Annotated in this window: 14 protein-coding genes; 4 read left to right on the top strand and 10 right to left on the bottom strand. The window is 68.1% G+C overall.

Going from position 1 to position 16,757, the window contains the following annotated elements; all coding sequences use genetic code 11:
- Nucleotides 1-8: 8 nt before the first annotated feature.
- From I6I07_RS04150 to I6I07_RS04135, 4 genes are read left to right on the top strand one after another with little or no spacing between them, the layout of a single operon-like run.
- Entirely contained in the window at nt 9-836 is an 828-nt protein-coding gene (locus I6I07_RS04150) for an ABC transporter substrate-binding protein (RefSeq protein ID WP_198485737.1), read from the top strand.
- Between the two features lie 26 nt (nt 837-862).
- Nucleotides 863-1,564: an amino acid ABC transporter permease gene (locus I6I07_RS04145; protein WP_198485736.1), complete on the top strand. Its 702-nt coding sequence runs from the start codon at nt 863-865 to the stop codon at nt 1,562-1,564.
- On the top strand, nt 1,565-2,281 hold the full coding sequence (locus I6I07_RS04140; protein ID WP_198485735.1) for an amino acid ABC transporter permease: 717 nt from the start codon (nt 1,565-1,567) through the stop codon (nt 2,279-2,281).
- Nucleotides 2,278-3,003, top strand: a complete 726-nt coding sequence (locus tag I6I07_RS04135) for an amino acid ABC transporter ATP-binding protein (protein ID WP_198485734.1) — start codon at nt 2,278-2,280, stop codon at nt 3,001-3,003. The genes I6I07_RS04140 and I6I07_RS04135 overlap by 4 nt, the downstream gene beginning before the upstream one ends.
- A 728-nt stretch (nt 3,004-3,731) precedes the next feature.
- On the opposite strand, the gene I6I07_RS04130 is transcribed toward I6I07_RS04135, so the two are convergent.
- From I6I07_RS04130 to I6I07_RS04085, 10 genes are all read right to left on the bottom strand, one after another.
- Nucleotides 3,732-4,565 (bottom strand): symmetrical bis(5'-nucleosyl)-tetraphosphatase, encoded by an 834-nt coding sequence (locus I6I07_RS04130; protein ID WP_198485733.1) that lies wholly within the window; start codon nt 4,563-4,565, stop codon nt 3,732-3,734.
- Entirely contained in the window at nt 4,562-5,740 is a 1,179-nt protein-coding gene (lptG, locus tag I6I07_RS04125; RefSeq protein ID WP_035359956.1) for an LPS export ABC transporter permease LptG, read from the bottom strand. The genes I6I07_RS04130 and lptG overlap by 4 nt, the downstream gene beginning before the upstream one ends.
- A 98-nt stretch (nt 5,741-5,838) precedes the next feature.
- Nucleotides 5,839-6,573: a monofunctional biosynthetic peptidoglycan transglycosylase gene (gene mtgA, locus I6I07_RS04120; RefSeq protein ID WP_006392742.1), complete on the bottom strand. Its 735-nt coding sequence runs from the start codon at nt 6,571-6,573 to the stop codon at nt 5,839-5,841.
- Nucleotides 6,574-6,577: 4 nt separating this feature from the next.
- A complete protein-coding gene (gene aroE, locus I6I07_RS04115) occupies nt 6,578-7,441 on the bottom strand; it encodes a shikimate dehydrogenase (protein ID WP_198485732.1) in 864 nt (287 codons plus the stop codon).
- The gene (locus I6I07_RS04110) at nt 7,438-8,337 is read right to left on the bottom strand and encodes a TonB family protein (RefSeq protein WP_198485731.1); all 900 of its coding nucleotides are present in this window, start codon (nt 8,335-8,337) and stop codon (nt 7,438-7,440) included. Before I6I07_RS04110 ends, aroE begins: the two co-directional genes overlap by 4 nt.
- A gap of 38 nt (nt 8,338-8,375) precedes the next feature.
- Complete coding sequence (locus tag I6I07_RS04105) at nt 8,376-9,464, bottom strand: ABC transporter ATP-binding protein (protein WP_198485730.1); 1,089 nt, start codon at nt 9,462-9,464, stop codon at nt 8,376-8,378.
- Nucleotides 9,457-11,235 carry an ABC transporter permease gene (locus I6I07_RS04100; protein WP_006392746.1) on the bottom strand — a complete coding sequence of 593 codons (1,779 nt, stop codon included), beginning with the start codon at nt 11,233-11,235 and terminating at the stop codon, nt 9,457-9,459. Before I6I07_RS04100 ends, I6I07_RS04105 begins: the two co-directional genes overlap by 8 nt.
- A gap of 148 nt (nt 11,236-11,383) precedes the next feature.
- Nucleotides 11,384-12,481, bottom strand: coding sequence for an ABC transporter substrate-binding protein (locus tag I6I07_RS04095; protein WP_198485729.1), 1,098 nt, complete (start codon nt 12,479-12,481; stop codon nt 11,384-11,386).
- A gap of 185 nt (nt 12,482-12,666) precedes the next feature.
- On the bottom strand, nt 12,667-15,153 hold the full coding sequence (locus I6I07_RS04090) for an extracellular solute-binding protein (RefSeq protein WP_198485728.1): 2,487 nt from the start codon (nt 15,151-15,153) through the stop codon (nt 12,667-12,669).
- Nucleotides 15,140-15,811: a response regulator transcription factor gene (locus tag I6I07_RS04085; protein WP_198485727.1), complete on the bottom strand. Its 672-nt coding sequence runs from the start codon at nt 15,809-15,811 to the stop codon at nt 15,140-15,142. The genes I6I07_RS04090 and I6I07_RS04085 overlap by 14 nt, the downstream gene beginning before the upstream one ends.
- Nucleotides 15,812-16,757 lie beyond the last annotated feature (946 nt).

Below are 16,757 nucleotides of genomic sequence, written 5' to 3'. Positions count from 1 at the left end.
GAATCGACATGAAGCACTGGATCATCACTTGCGCGGCCGCCATCGGCCTGGCCGCCACCTTGGCGCCGGCGGCCCACGCGGACACGTTGCAGGACATCAAGGCGCGCGGCAAGTTCATCTGCGGCACCATGGGCACGGCCGAGCCGTTCAGCTTCCAGGACCCGAAGACCCGCGCCATCGTCGGCTACGAGGTCGACATGTGCCAGGCGGTGGCCGACAGCCTGGGCGTGCCGCTGGAGCTCAAGCTCATCGCGGTCGAGGCCCGCATCCCCGAACTGATCGCCGGCCGCGTCGACGTGGTCGCCGCCAACCTGGGCTGGAGCCCCGAGCGGGCGCAGCAGATCGACTATTCGCACCAGCATTTCGTGAGCCTGCAGAAGGTGCTGGCGCGTGAATCGGACAAGGACCTGAAGGCGCCCGCCGACCTGGCCGGCAAGCGCGTCAGCGCCGTGCGAGGCTCGTCGTCCGAGCAGGGCGCGCGCAAGTTCATCCCCAACGTCGAGCCGGTCACGTTCAAGGACCCCAGCGGCGCCTTCCTCGCGTTGCAGCAGGGCAAGGTCAGCGGCTTCGTCGGTTCCGAACTGATGCTGGTCAAGCTCAAGCAACAGGCCGCGACCAGCGCGGTGCCGGCCAAGATCCTCGAACCCGCGCTGTTCGTGGAGCCGTGGGGCATGGGCGTGCGCCGCGGCGATACCGCGATGCTGAACCAGGTGAACACGGTGCTGGACGGACTGGAAGCCTCGGGCAAGGCCGCGCAGATCTTCGACAAGTGGTTCGGCGTCGGCACCCAGTTCAACATGAAGCGCGACTTCCGCATCGAAGCGATCAAGGGTTGAGGCGCGTCGCGCTGGAGCCTTAGCCGATGCATTACGTCTTCGACTTCTCCGTCATCTTCCAGGGGGAATACCCGGCCTGGCTGCTCAGGGGGCTCGTCACCACCCTGGCGCTGGCCGGGCTGGCCTGGATCCTGGCGTTCCTGGTGGGCAGCCTGCTGGCGGTCATCCGCCTGACGGGCTCGCCCGTGGCCAACGCGCTGATCGCGCTGTACGTGGCCTTCCATCGCAACGTGCCCATGCTGGTGCACATCCTGTTCTGGTACTTCGGCGTGCCGGCCCTGCTGCCGCAGGCGGCGACCGACTGGCTCAATGCCCACGGCAGCGAGTTCATCCTGTCGTGCATCGCCATCGGCCTGGTGATGTCGGCCTACATCTGCGAAGACCTGCGCAGCGCCGTGCGCGCCATCCCGGCCGGGCAGGTCGAGGCGGCGCGCGCGCTGGGCCTGGGCTTTCTGCGCACCATGCGCTGCGTGGTGCTGCCGCAGGCCTTCTGCATCGCCATCCCGCCGCTGCTGAACCAGACCCTGCTGCTGGTCAAGAACACCAGCCTGGCCATGGCCATCGGCGTGACCGAACTGACCGCCGCCGGCCGCGAGATCGAGAACTACACGTTCCGCACCTTCGAGGCCTATGCGGTGGTGACGGCGATCTACCTGCTGCTGTCGTTCCTGATCATGGGCGGCGGCGCATTGCTGCAACGGCGCTATCGCCCGCTGGGAGGCCATTGAATGTGGGACATCCTCAAAGACAACTGGCTGCTGCTGCTCATCGGCCAGTACCCGCACGGCCCGGTCGGCGGCCTGGTCGCCACGCTGGGGCTGGCCGCCATCAGCCTGGCGCTGGCGCTGCCCTGCGGCGTGCTGCTGGCGCTGGGCCGCATCAGCCCGTACCGCGCGCTGCGCTGGCCGGCCTCGGCCATGGTGTACCTGGTGCGCGGCCTGCCGCTGCTGATGTTCATCTTCTGGGCCTACTTCTTCGTGCCGCTCATCATCGGCCGGCCGGTGGCCGGCACCACGACGATGGTGGTGGCGCTGGTGTGCTACGAAAGCGCCTATCTGGCCGAGATCATCCGTGCCGGCATCCAGGCGCTGCCCCCCGGCCAGCAGGAAGCCGGCCGCGCGCTCGGCCTGTCGTACATGCAGACCATGCGCCGGGTGATCCTGCCGCAGGCGCTCTACAACATGCTGCCCAGCATGCTGAGCCAGTTCGTCTCCACCGTGAAGGAAACCTCGCTGGCCTACGTGATCAGCGTGCAGGAACTGACGTACGCCGCCAACCAGATCAACAGCGTGCTGCTGACCAAGCCGTTCGACGTGTTCGCGCTGCTGGCGCTGACCTATTTCATCCTGAATTTCGGCCTGAGCGCGCTGGTGCACCTGGCCGAGAAACGCATCGGCAGCCGCCGCGCCGGCCGCGCGCCTGCCCCCAAGGTGGTTCCGACATGATCCGATTTTCCGAAGTGCAGAAGTGGTACGGCGACTATCAGGCGCTGACCGACGTGACCGCGCAGGTGCGGCGCGGCGAGGTGGTGGTGGTGTGCGGCCCGTCCGGGTCGGGCAAGTCGACCCTGATCCGCACGGTGAACCGGCTGGAGCCGATCCAGAAGGGCGTGATCGAGGTCGACGGCCAGGACGTCTACGGCGGCAAGGTGCACCTGGACACGCTGCGCAGCCACATCGGCTTCGTGTTCCAGCAGTTCAACCTGTTCCCGCACCTGTCGGTGCTGGAGAACCTGATGCTGGCCCCGCTGCAACTGAAGCGCGCCCGCCGCCCCGAGGCGCGCGACCGCGCGATGCAGTTGCTGGAACGCGTGGGCCTGTCCCATAAGGCCGAGGCCTATCCCGCGCAGCTGTCCGGCGGCCAGCAGCAACGCGTGGCGATCGCGCGGGCGCTGGCGATGAATCCGCCGGTGATGCTGTTCGACGAACCGACCAGCGCGCTGGACCCCGAGATGGTGGGCGAGGTGCTGCAGGTGATGAAGGGCCTGGCCAAGGACGGCATGACCATGGTGTGCGTGACGCACGAGATGGGGTTTGCGCGGGAGGTGGCCGATACGGTGTGGTTTATGGATGCGGGGAGGATTTTGGAGGTGGCGGGGCCGGAGGCGTTTTTCGGGCGGCCGGGGACGGAGAGGGCGCGGAAGTTTTTGGCTGACATTCGGGGGTGAGGGGCTTGTTTTGCTGTTGCGGGGGGGGCTTAAGGCGCGCGTGGTGGGGTCGGTGGGGGATGGCGGGGCTACGATTGCGGTCCGAGCATTTTTGCTATTGAAGGCATGCCAGCGCCGCGATGCATTCGCCATTGAAGACATGCCCGCTCCGCGACGCATTGCTACCGAGACATACCAGCGCCAAGTACCGTTGCCGTTGAACGCATGCCCGCACCAAGACTGTTTGTGGTCGGCGCGCGAAGTCCGCCACGCGCAACACGGCGCACATCGCGCCGACCACCACCGCCCCTCCCCCTGATGCGCGGAATCAATAGAAAACCGCTCGCCACCCGCGCACAGCGCACCCGCCCCACTTTCAAATGCACAGACGCCCAGCGTGGCCGCCCGCGCGGCCGCGATGGGCAGCCCTGCAGGTTTCATGCCCTGAACACAGGTCTAGCAGCGCGACAAGCCTCGAAATCCGTAGCCCCTCGGGCGGGCGGACCCGATGGCGGGCAACCTCGATGCGCCCGAGGGAATCCGAAGTAGTCGCCGAAGGCGAGGACGAGGATGACGAAGGGGAAGTCCGGAGCGAACGCTCCGGACCGCAATCGTGGGCGCCCGCCATCGGGTCCGCCCGACCGAGGGGCGACCTACGAAGACTCAACAACGCCAAGAAAAAAAGGCCAGAACCAGACGTTCAAGCCAGAAGCAGCAACGACCATCACCTCGATCGCAAGAAGAATCCGTCACTCAGACAACGGATCCTGAAACTGCGAACACTTCACCTGCACCAGCTTCCGATCCTGCAACCGCAACGCCGTCAACGCCCCACCCCATACGCATCCCGTATCCAGGCAGATCACGTCCGGACGCATCATCAGGCCCAGCGTCGACCAGTGGCCGAAGACCGTCGTCACGTCGCGCGTGGCGCGGTTCGGCACATCGAACCATGGCACCAGCCCCGCCGGCCACGCACCAGGCGTCACCTTCGTCGCGAACTCCATGTGGCCGTTCGGCGTGCACAGGCGGATGCGCGTCAGCGCATTGATGATCACCCGCATCCGCTTGCCGCCCTTGTGGTCTTCCTTCCACGTCGACGGCTCGTTGCCGTACATCTTCTGCAGCGCCTTTTGCCAGTTCGGGCCGCGCAGCGCGTCCTGTACCTCGGCCGCCAGCGACAGCGTCTTGGCCACATCCCATTTTGCCAGCGTGCCCGCATGCACCATCAGGTGATTTTGCTCGAAATGCGCCAGCGGGCGCGAGCGCAGCCAGTCGATCAGGTCGGCCGAATCCGGCGCGCGCAGAATGTCGTCCAGCGTGTCCGACTTGGACGGCTTGCGCACGCCCGCGGCGGCGGCCAGCAGGTGCAGGTCGTGGTTGCCCAGCACCACCGTGGCGCGGTCGCCCAGGTCGATGATGCGGCGCAGCGTCGCAAGCGACTGCGGGCCGCGGTTGACCAGATCCCCCGCGAACCAGAAGCGCGACTTCGGATCGCCGACCAGTTCGGGATGGGACAGCAAGCGATCCAGCGGCGAGCAGCAACCTTGCACGTCGCCGATCATCCAGATACTGCCGTTCATGCGGGACTCTTGCTCCAGGGCCAACGTTGTTGGACGATACGGGTGATGGTGTGGCGGTATTCCATATAGCTCATGGCGCCCAGCGCCAGGGCCATGGCGCCGATATTCGGCCCCAGGGCCGTGAGCCAGGGCGGCCACTTGCCCAGCATGCCTACGTTCAGCGCCAGCTGGTTGAGCATGAAGAAACCCACGCCCAGCAGGATGCCGATGAACACCTTGGCGCCCACGCCGCCGCGGCGCGTCTGCATCAGGCCGATGGGGGCGGCGATGGTGATCATCACCAGCAGCGTGAACGGATACGCCAGTTTGCGCCACAAGGCGACGACCTGTCGACCATATTGCAGCTGGTTGTTGCGCAAATAATCCACATAGTCCAGCAGCGTCGCGATCGACATCCTCTCGGGCGTCAGGATCCGCGCCAGCAGGCGCTCGGCGCTCAGGGTGGTGTCGACGGTGCGTTCCGGCACCTTCACCACCACCGCGGGGGGATTCTTCGGCGGCCGGGCGTCGGCCAGCGTTTCCGAGGCGTTGTCGTCCAGGCGGGTCTCGGAGACGTCTTTCAGCACCAGGTCGCCGTGGGCGAAGAGGCCGCTGGGGGCCGTGGACAGCACCGACAGCGTCAGGTCCTTCTTGAATTCGTACAGGGTGATGCCGGTGACCTGGCCGTCGCCCTTGAGCTCGCCGATGTTGATGATGCGGGTGCCGCCGTTGGCCATGGGTTCCTTGAACCAGTAGCCGCTGTTCAGCCGGTCGCCGCCGGCCTTGCCGCGGAACACCAGGTTGGCCTCGCCCGATTTCATCTCGGCCCAGGGGGTGACGTACTCGGACAGCAGGGCGGCGCCGATCATCAGCGGAATCGTGACGATCCAGAGCATGCGCAGCAGCCGCATGCCGCTGACGCCGGAGACCCGCAGGATCACCAGCTCATTGCGCTGCGCCAGCCCGGCCAGCGCCAGGATGGCGCCGATCAGCAGGCCGATGGGCAGGAGATCGTACAGGCGGGTGGGGATGGCCAGCGCCTGCATGTACAGCAGGGCCATCATCGAGAACTTGTCGCCGACGTTGTCCAGGTCGTCCACCAGCGCGAAGAACGTGAATAGGCCCAGCAGGGCCATGAGGACCACTGCGCAGGAGCGATAGATCTCGCGGGCCAGGTAACGACGTGCGGTGCGCATGAATGAGGCGGAAAAGACGAATTGGCGTAAACATGAAAGCTTAACAAATCCCGCCGCCCAAGGTGGGCGGGAACCTGTCGAAGCGGCCGGTTTTCGTATCAGGGAATATCGACCATCTGCATCCGCCGGGTCAGGGTGTAGACGCGGGAGTTCAGGTAGTTCGAGTTGCGGTGGCTGTCATAGAAGCGCGGATTGGGCAGCATGGCCGCCAGCCGGGCCGACTGGGCGGCCCCCAGGCTGGCCGCCGGCACGTTGAAATAGTGCTTGGCCGCCGCCTGGGCGCCGAACACGCCGACGCCCCATTCCGCCACATTCAGGTACAGCTCCAGGATGCGCTCCTTGCTCATGACGTGTTCGATCATGTAGGTCAGCACCAGTTCCTGGCCCTTGCGCAGGTAGCTGCGGGAACTGGACAGGAACAGGTTCTTGGCCAATTGTTGCGTGATGGTCGAGCCGCCGCGCATCTTGCTGCGCCCGGCCGCCTCCTGCTTCTGGTTGTATTCCCAGGCCTTGCGGATGGCGTCCCACTCGACGCCGTCATGCTCGGTGAAGTTGGAATCCTCGGACGCCACCACCGCCAGCTTCAGGCTGCGGTTGATCTTGTCATAGGGCACCCACTCGTATTTCAGGCGGAAATCGGGGTTGCCGTCCTGCAGGCGGGACAGTTCCTCGCGCATCACGGCGCTGCTGCCCGGGTTCTGGTAGTTGTACCAGACCACCAGCCCGAACAGCCAGAACTGGTACAGCAGCACGGCGCACACCAGCGCCATCAGCGTGCCGGTGATGATCCGGAACCAGGAGCGGCGCTTGCCGCTCTTGCCGCGGGCGGCCATCGCCTCAGTTTCCGGCCATGAGCGCCTCGCGCAGCGCGGCCAGCACCGGGGCGGGGTCGGGCCGCACGCCGTGCCAGATGAAGAAACTCTCGGCCGCCTGGCCCACCAGCATGCCCAGGCCGTCGGCGGTGAGGGCGGCGCCGTCTGCCCGGGCCTGGCGCATGAACGCCGTCGGCTGGGCGCCGTACATCATGTCGTAGGCGGCCGCGCCCTCGGCGTACAGGCCGGCGGGCAGGTCGGGGGCAGCGTCCTGCAGCCCGCTGGCGGTGGCGTTGACCACCAGGTTCCAGCCGCCGGGCAGGGCGGCGTCGGCCAGGCCGCCGGCGGTGACCCGGGTCTGGGGCTCGGCGCCGGTTTCGCGCCAGCCCTCGGCCAGCTCGAGCGCGCGGGCGGCGGTGCGGTTGACGATATGGATGCGGGCGCAACCAGCCTGCGCCAGGGGCTGCAGCACGCCGCGGGCGGCGCCGCCGGCGCCCACCAGCAGCACCGAGGCGCCGGTCAGGCGCACGCCCAGGCGTAGCAGGTCGGAGACCAGGCCGACGCCGTCGGTATTGCAGCCGTGCCAGGCGCCGTCGCGCCACGACAGGGTGTTGACCGCGCCGGCCAGGCGGGCGCGGCTGGACAGGCGGCCCGCGGCCAGCGCGTAGGCGTCCTGCTTGAACGGCACCGTCACGTTCAGGCCCAGGCCGCCCTCGGTGGCAAAGGCGGCCACCGCCGCCGTGAAGCCGTCCACCGGCGCCAGCAGGCGCTCGTAGCTGAGCGGCTTGCCGGTCTGGCGGGAGAACAGGGCGTGGATCTGCGGCGAGCGGCTGTGCGCGATGGGGTTGCCGATCACGGCATAGCGGGCAAGAGGGGACGCCTCGGTCATGGGGCTTGGGTTTCCAGGGTGTCGTTGACGAAATGCCAGGTGCGGGTGATGACCAACACGTCGGTGTCGCGCGCGATCTCGGGCGGGAACGGCGGGAACGGCGCCGCCAGCTGCACGATGCGGCGGGCGGCCTGGTTCAGCACCGCGTGCGGCGACGGCTGGTCGATCTCGACGTCGGCGATGCTGCCGTCGGCGCGCACCGACACGGTGATGCGCAGCGAGCCGTAGATGCGGCCGCGCGCCTCGTCCGGGTAATGCTGGGTGCCGACGGTCTCGATGCGCGCGCGCCAGGCGTCCAGGTAGGCGGCGTAGCGCGAGGCCTCGGCCGAGGGCGCCACGAATTGCTTGCGCGGCTCGGCGCTGTATTGCTGCACCTTGGCCGCCAGCGCGGCGACCTGGGCGTTCTGGATGACGCTGGCCTGGTCCTCGGCGTCCTTGCCGCGTTCGTTGCCGTCGGGCCAGGGGTTGACGGCCTGGCGCTCGGCGCCGGCCTTGTCGGCGGCGCGCAGCTGGGTCATCAGGCGGGTCTGTTCGGCCTCGAGCTGGACCTGGCGCTTACGCATGGCCTCGAGCACGATGGTCTCGGCCGACGCGCCGGTCTGGGGCAGGGGAGTGGTGGACAGGCCGCGCTCGGCGTTGCCGCCGCCGCTCATCTGGTTCTGCGCCTGGGCGCGGGGGGTATCGGGGGGCGTCTCGCTGCGGGCGTTGAGCAGCACCACTTCCAGGCTGGTCGCCGGCGGCCGCGACAGGGCGGGCGCGCCGAAGCGCCACGCCAGGGCGCCGGCGTGCACCAACAGCGAAATCGCGAGGCCGATGCGCAGGTAGTGCTGGGCGGGCGCGCCCAGCCACCGCAGCGGACGGCTCAGCGGGGGAGGGGAGTCAGCGACGTGTTGCACGCACGCATTGTAGAGCCACTCCGCCCGCCGCCGTCACCTTACTTGGACGGGCGCGGGAACACCCAGACCTTGCTGGCCGGCAGCGCCAGGCGGCAGGGACCCGGCTCGCGGCCCTCGGGACCGTAGGCGCGCAGCGCCAGGGTGTTGGCCGGATCCGCGTCGGGGGTGCGGAACAGGTATTCCCAGCGGTCGCCCAGGTACATGCTGGTCAGCAGCGGCATGTCGATGTGGTTGCCGTCGGGATCGTCCGCCAGGCGGACCTGTTCGACCCGGATCACGGCGGTGGCGTCCTGGCCCGCGGCCACGCCCTCGCCGGCCTTGCCCCACAGCGCCCAGCCGCGGCCCTCGATGCGGGCGCGGCCATCGCGCACTTCGGTGACCTTGCCGTCCAGGCGGTTGTTGCTGCCCATGAATTCGGCGGTGAACAGCGTCGACGGCGCGCCGTACATTTCCTGCGGCGTGCCCTGCTGTTCGATCTTGCCGTTGTTCAGCAGCAGGATGCGGTCCGAAATGGCCATGGCTTCGCTCTGGTCATGCGTCACCATCAACGCCGACAGGCCCAGGCGGATGATCAGCTCGCGCAGGAAGGCGCGGGCCTCCTCGCGCAGCTTGGCGTCCAGGTTGGACAGCGGCTCGTCCAGCAGGATCACGGGCGGGCTGTACACCAGCGCGCGGCCGATGGCCACGCGCTGCTGCTGGCCGCCGGACAGCGCGTGCGGATGGCGCTGGCCGAGCTTGCCCAGGCCGAGCTGGTCCAGCACCGCCTGCACGCGTTCGCGCACTTCGCTCGACGGCACCTTGCGCAGCTTGAGCGGGTAGGCGACGTTGTCGAACACGGTCTTGTGCGGCCACAGCGCGTACGACTGGAACACCAGGCCCAGGTTGCGCTCTTCGGCCGGGATCTCCTGGCGCGCGGCGCCGTCGTAGACGGTGCGCTCGCCGATGGTGATGCGGCCGCGCTTGGGGCCTTCCAGGCCCGCCACGGCGCGCAGCAGGGTGGTCTTGCCGCTGCCCGAGGGGCCCAGCAGCGAAACCACTTCGCCCTGGCGCAGCTGCATCGACACGCCCTTGAGCACCGGGTTGTCGCCGTAATCCAGGTGCAGGTCTTCTACAGAAAGCTCAATCATGAAGTTTGACTCCGAATCGCAGGGCGATGCCCAGGCCGATCACGACCAGAACGATATTGATGAAGGAAAGCGCGGCCACGATGTCGATGGCGCCCGAGGCCCACAGCGACACCAGCATGGAACCGATGGTCTCGGTGCCGGGCGACAGCAGGTAGACGCCGGTGGAGTATTCACGCTCGAAAATCAGGAACATCAGCAGCCACGAACCGATCAGGCCGTACTTGGCCAGCGGCACGGTGACGTGGCGGGTGACCTGGCCGCGGCGCGCGCCGGCGCTGCGGGCGGCCTCTTCCAGTTCGGGGCCGACCTGCAGCAGCGTCGACGAGATCAGCCGCAGGCCGTAGGCCATCCAGACCACCGTGTAGGCCAGCCACACGCTGAAGATGGTGCTGCGGATGGCACGCAGCCATTCGACGAAGTTCTCGCGCAGCCATTCCGCGAACGGCAGGCCCGACAGCCAGCCGCCCAGGTCCGGATCGAGCGCGTTGTCCAGCCACATGGGCACGAACAGGAACACCCACAGGAACGCCAGGCCCGCCAGCAGGCCGGGCACGGCGCGCGGCACCAGCACGCTGTAGTCCATGAAGCGCGTGACGTTGTCCGGCTTGCGGTGCATGGCCAGGCCGACGAAGGTGTAGCAGAACACCGCCAGCGCGCCGCCGAAGACGCCGATGGCCACCGAGTTGACGATCGCGCGCATCAGGTTGGGTTGCGAGAACACGGTGCGGAACGCGTCCAGCGACAGCACGTCGAACAGCGACACGCCCATGCCCCAGTTGGACACGAATGCGCGCAGCAGCACGCCCAGCAGCGGCACCACGATGGTGACCAGCAGCCAGAACGTCACCACGCCGCCGGCCACCCAGCGCCACTTGCCCAGCGGCAGCGGACGGGCGCGCGAGGCCTTGCCCTTGACGGTGACGAAGCGGTTGGCGGTGCGCATCAGGCGGCGCTGCAGCATGACCAGCGGAATCGTCATGCAGATCAGCACCACGGCCACCGCGGCCATCAGGTGGTACGACGGGATGCCGAGCTTGTTGGTCAGCTTGTACAGGTACGTCGCCAGCACCAGGTTGCCTTCAGGGTCGCCCAGCACCAGCACCAGGCCGAACACTTCCAGGCCCAGGAAGAACAGCAGCACGGTGGCGTACAGCATGGCGGGGCGCACCATCGGCAGGCTCACCGAGACCATCACGCGCAGCGGCGAGGCGCCGCTGACGCGGGCCGCTTCCTCGACGTCCGAGCCCATGCTGCGCAGCGCCGACGAGATGTACAGGTAGGCGTGCGGCACGTGCGTCAGGCCGGCGATGATGACGATGCTGGTCAGCGAATACACGTTCCAGGGCACGAAGCCCAGGATGTTCTGCACCCAGGTCGAGAAGAAGCCGACCGGGCCCGCCGCCACCACGTAGCCGAAGCCCAGCACCATCGGCGACACGAAGATCGGCACCAGGATCAGCGGTTCGATCCAGCGCCGGCCCGGCAGGTCGGTGCGGATCATCAGGAACGCCAGCATGCCGCCCAGCGGGATGGCGATGATGGCCAGCCCGAACGCCAGGATGAAGCCGCTTTTCAGCGCCTTGTAGAAATCGGGGTCCGCGAAGATGAAGCGGAATGCGTCCAGGCTGAAGACCTTGGACGGCGAAAAGAAGGGCGCGGATAGAAAGCTCTGGATGATGATGAACGACAGCGGCACGTAGATGGCCAAGGCTGTGATCAGCACCACCACGCCGCGTGGCAGGGACTGCCATTTTCTGCGCAATGACTGCATGGGGAAATCCTGTTATCTCGATAGACGCGGGTCGCGCCCGTTGGCCATGAACACCCGGCCTGCGGGCGGCCTGGCGGGCGGCGGTGCTACGCCCTCCCGCGTGCTTGCGGCCGGGGGCGCGCGGCCCCCGGCTGTACCGGCGACAGCCTTACTTGCCTGCGGCGGCGCGCCAGTCCTTGATGAACTGCAGGCGCTTGTTCTGCTCGAGGTAGTCGAGCAGCGTTTCGTTGACCGGGATCGGCTTGAGCGAGGCGCCCAGCTTCTTGGTCATGCCGTCGACGTCGTTGTCGCCTTCGATGTCGTCACGGACCGAGGCCAGGTCGGCCTGGTTGGCCATGATTTCCTGGCCCTTCTGCGACAGCAGGTAGTCCATCCACAGCTTGGCGGCGTTGCGGTTCTTGGCCTTCTTGCTGATGAATGCCACGCGCGACAGCACCAGGGCGTAGTCGGTCGGGTAGGCCACGCCCAGCGACGGGTCGGTCTTGGCGCGGGTCTCGGCGTACGAGCCCAGGATGTTGTAGCCGACCAGGTTCTCGCCCGACGACACGCGTTCCATCATGGTGCCGGTGGACGATTGCACGATCAGGCCGCCTTTGGCGATGTCCTTGAGCGTCTCGAAGTACTTGGGATCGTTGGCCTTGTCCTGCACGGCCAGCATGAAGCCCACGGCCGACTTCTCGATGTCGTAGGTGGTGACCTTGTTCTTGAACTTGTCCGGCTGGCTGGAGATCAGCTTGGCCAGGGCGCCGTGCGTGGTCGGCACTTCGTTGGCCGGGATCAGGCGCTTGTTGTAGATGAACACCGCCGGTTCATAGGTGGTGCCGTAGGCCGAATCCTTCCACACCGCCCAGGCCGGCAGCTTGGCGATCTCGGGCGACTTGTACTGCAGCGCGTAGTCGGTGGCCAGCTTGAGCGCCGAGTCCATCGACGAGCTCCAGACGATGTCGCCGCTGCTGCCGCCCGCCGCCTGTTCGCTGATGTAGCGGTTGTACAGCTCGGTGCTGTTCATGTCGTTGTATTCGACCTTGACGCCCGGATACAGCGCTTCGAAGCCCTTGATGATGGGGCCGGCGGCCTTGGTGTCGGTGGTCGAATAGATCACGACCTTGCCTTCCTTCTTGGCGCCGTCGAGGATCTTCTGGTAATCGGCCGGGTAGCCCGCGGGAACCTGTTGGGCGTAGGCGCTGCCGGCGGCGATGGCGAATGCAGCGGCGCAGGCGGCCGCCAGTCTGGACTTGGCAAGCATGTCTTGTCTCCGTTTGGAATTGGTATCGACAGGCGCAAGGGCCTGCTTGGCGCCCATCTTAGGATTCGGCGTCTGTCGTCGTCCTGTCATGGCACGACAGCCGGGATAGGGGTAATCCCGGTGTTCGCGTCCTGTCGGCAGACCGCCTGCCCGCTGGCGAGCGGGGCAGGGGCGGCCAATGCGCCCTAGGGCCGTTCAGGCGTGTCGGTGACCAGCCGGATCCAGTTCTGCACGAAGCGCGAATGACGCCGCTGGTCGAGCCCCACCAGCAGCGCCGGCGACAGCACCACCGGCTGCACGATGCCCTGCGAGCGCGCCAGCACCGCTTCCGAGGTCCAGCGGCCGGGCGTGTCTTCCATGATCGACCCCAGCGCCGCGTGGCTGGAGGCCACCTGCTGGCCGGCCGGCGACAGCAGCCAGTCGACCAGCGCGCGGCCCAGGTCCGGGTTGGGCGCGCGCCGCGCGATCAGCACCGAGCGCGCCAGTACCAGCACGTAGTCCTGCGGGAACACCACGCCGATCTTGCTGCCCGCGGCCTGGCGCGACAGGGCGTAGGAACCGAGGATGTTGTAGCCCAGGTCCATCTCGTCGTTCTCGATGGCGTCGAGCAGTTCGGCGCTGGTGGCCGACAGCCGCACGCCGACCTGGCCGAAGGCGTTGGCCAGGCCCCAGAAGTTCGACGACACCAGCTCGTCCTGCTCGGCCATCAGGTAGCCCACGCTGCTGCGCGAGATGTCGTAGGTGCCGACACGGCCGTGCAGCCGCGCGCGGTCGTGCTCCAGCGTGCGCAGCAGGTCCTGGCGCGAGCGCGGCACGGTGGCCTCGGTGTAGCGCTTGGGGTTGTAGACAATCACGGCCGGCTCGAAGGTGAAGCCGTAGACCTCGTTGCGCCACACCGCCCACGACGGCAGCTTGGCCGCGTAGGGCGAGGTGTAGCGCTGGGCGTAGCCGTCGTTGGCCAGGCGGATCTGCAGATCCGAGGCCGAGCTCATCAGCACGTCCACCTCCTTGAGCCGGTCCTCGATGGCGGCCTCGTACAGTTCGCGGCTGCCCATCTCGCGGTACACCACGGTGACATCGGGCCGCTGCGCCTGGAAGCCGAGGATCAGCGGCGCCACCACCGGCGTGTCGGTGGGGCCGGCGATGGTCAGCACGCGCGACGACGGCTGTGGCGCCGGGTAGCGGGTGACGATCTCGGGGATGTCGGCGGCGCGCACCTCGGCGGGCGCGGTGGTCAGCAGCAGCATGGCCGCGCCAATGGCGCCGAGCCAGCTGGCTACGTTACGGCCGGTGCGTTGGCGCGCCAGCGGCAGGATGACGCGCGCCGACAGGCCGCCGCCCGCACGGTCCTGCAGCCACAGCGAGCCGCCATGCGCCACCGCCACCGAGCGCACGATGGCCAGTCCCAGTCCCGAGCCGGGCAGCGATTCACCGGTGCGGCCGCGGGTGAAGCGCTGCTGCACGGCGTCCTTTTCGTCATCGGCGATGCCCGGTCCGCGGTCGGACACGGTCAGCGCCACGCGGTAGCCGGCCACCGGCGTGGCCTGGATGTCGACGGTGCCGTCCGGCGCATAGCGCAGGGCGTTGTCCACCAGGTTGCGCAGCATTTCCCGCAGCGCCACGCGGTCGCCAGCGATACGGGCGCGGCGCACCTGCGGCGCGATCTCGATGCGCAGCCGCTGCGCCTCCAGCGGCCCGATGCGCCGCCGGGTCTCGTTGATGGTCTCAGCCACGCCGACGGGCGCGCGCGCGCCCTTGCCCAGCCGGTGCGTGATGGTGGCGTCCATCAGCAGCTGGTTGATGAGCTGGCTGGCGTGCGTGGCGTTCAGGTGGATGCGGCCAAGGCGCTCGTGCAGCCGCTTGGGATCGGTTTCGTCCAGCGCCACTTCGGCCTGCGCCCGCAGCGAGGCCAGGGGCGTGCGCACCTGGTGGGCGGCATCGGCGACCAGGGTGTTGAGGGTGTCCATGATGCCCGACAGGCGTTGCATGAAGGCGTTCAGGGCTTCGACCAGGCGCCGCACTTCGGTCGGCACCGGCGTGACCAGCGGCGCCAGGTCGTCCGGCGCCCGCCGCCGCAATTCGCGCTCGACCACGGCCAGCGGCGCGAAGGCGCGCTGCACGCCGAACCACAGCAGGCCCAGCGCCACCAGCGACACGACGACCAGCGGCAGCACGCTGCGCCCCAGGATCTCGTCGGCCAGCTCCTCGCGCGATCCGAGCGTTTCCGCCACCCGCACCGTGACCCAGCCGGCATGCTGGCTGGCCGACACCAGCCGGCCCACCGTGGCTACGCGCACCGGCTCGTCGTGGTAGCTCAGGTAGGTGAAGACCGGGGTGGCTGATTGCGCCAGCGGCAACCCTGGCGCCAGATCGGCGTAGCCGGTGATGAGGCGGCCGTTGGAGGCGCGGGCCTCGTAGAACACGCGCTCGCTGCCCGACAGCATGGCCAGGGACGACACCGGCGGCTCGACGGTGACGCCGTTGTCCTCGATCTGGACCGAGCCGGCGATGGTCAGCGCCGAGGCCGCCAGCAGCCGGTCGAAGGCCTGCTCGGCGGCGCGCTGGGCATAGTCGCGCAGGAAGAACACCAGCCCGATCAGCGCGCAGGCCAGCAGCGCCGCGCCCAGCGTGAAGACGCGGCGGCGAATGGAAAAGCTGTCAGGAAGGCTCATGGCTGCGGGCCTGGTAGCCGACGCCGCGCACGGTGACGATATCGATCGAGGCGCCCGCCAGCTTCTTGCGCAGGCGCGAGATCAGCAGTTCCAGCGCGTTGAGCGAGCCGTCGTCCAGGTCGAACAGCTGGTTCATCAGCCGTTCCTTGGCCACGGTCTGGCCCAGCTTGCCGACCAGGATCTCCAGCAGCCGGAATTCGCGCCGCCCCAGTTCCAGCGGCGCGCCGGCCAGCACGACGTGGCGGTTGGCCAGGTCGAGGCTCAGGTTGCCATAGGCGGTGACGCTGCTGGTCTGCCCGGCGGGCCGGCGCAGCAGGGCGCGCAACCGCGCTTCCAGTTCGCGCAGGTCGAAAGGCTTGACGAGGTAGTCGTCGGCGCCGAGGTCGAGCATGTCGATCTTGTCTTCGATCTCGGAACGCGCGGTCACGACGAGCACGGGCGCTTCGAGCCCGGCGGCGCGCAGTTCGCGGATGACAGTGAAGCCGTCCTTGCCAGGCAGATTGATGTCGAGCACCAGGGCATCCCAGGTCTCGTCCAGGCCCCAGCGCAGCGCGGCGACGCCATCACGCACCCATTGGACGCTATGGCCGGCCGAACGCAGTTTGCTCTCCACGGCATCGCCCAGGTCGAGGTTGTCCTCGACCAGCAGAATGCGCATGTCCGTCCTCCGAAATTTGATTTGTGATTTTTTTCGGGAGTTTAACGGGAGGCACGATTGGTGTCGCGGCGGTTGTGGTGTTCTGTTGACCGCCCGTGGCGTCGGCGGCCGGTGGGGCGCGGGGCTACGATTGCGGTCCGGAGCGTCCGCTCCGGACTGCCCCGTCGTCATCCCGTCCGCCTTCGGCTCCCTACGGATTCCCTCGGGCGCATCTACACGCCCCGCGCCCCACCGGCCGCCGACGCCACGGGCTGCACCGTGATCACTTCACCGGCGCGGGGGCGAATCGTGTGCTTGGCGTTTTGGTGGAAGATCGCGTCGGGACGGAAGATTTGGCGGGGCCGCCAAAACCGGCCGCGCGGGCGGCCTTCTTTGGCATTTGGGGGGAGGTCGGGCGGGATGCGGAAGAGTCCGGGATGCATCGGGGGGCTCCTCGCGGAAGAATCAGCGATGCATCACCTTATGTCTTCCCCGTTACCCACTCTTCCCTAATCAGGCGGCGCGCCAAGCCCGTCACGCGCACGCCACCCTCCACCGCGCGCCGCCCACTCTCTCCCCCGATCGGACGGCCCCCCAGCAAGCAACCCGCCACCCGCGCGCAACGTCAACACTTCAAGCCAAGACACCGCGTAAGTTGCGGGCGGCCGCCCGCGCGGCCACCCGCAACGGGCATCAGCAATCTCGTAAAGTTTCCCCGCTCCAGCAGCGCGACAGGCCAAGAAAAACGTAGCCCGTCTGGCAGGCGGCCCGGGCGTCGGGCAACCTCGATGCGCCCGACGGAATCCGAAGGCAGCCGCCGCCAGGCGGCAACGAGGATGAGGATGGGGCAGTCCGGAGCGAACGCTCCGGACCGCAATCGTGGGCGCCCGCCGCCCGGGCCGCCTGCCAGACGGGCGGCCTAAGAAAGCCCGTCCCGAAGCCAGCAAAAAAGCCTACAGACAGACCA

Origin of the sequence: Achromobacter deleyi, from assembly GCF_016127315.1 — a bacterium.
Lineage (GTDB): Bacteria > Pseudomonadota > Gammaproteobacteria > Burkholderiales > Burkholderiaceae_B > Achromobacter > Achromobacter insuavis_A.
The sequence above is the reverse complement of the archived record's forward strand: the minus strand, read 5'-3'. Positions and strand labels throughout refer to the sequence as shown.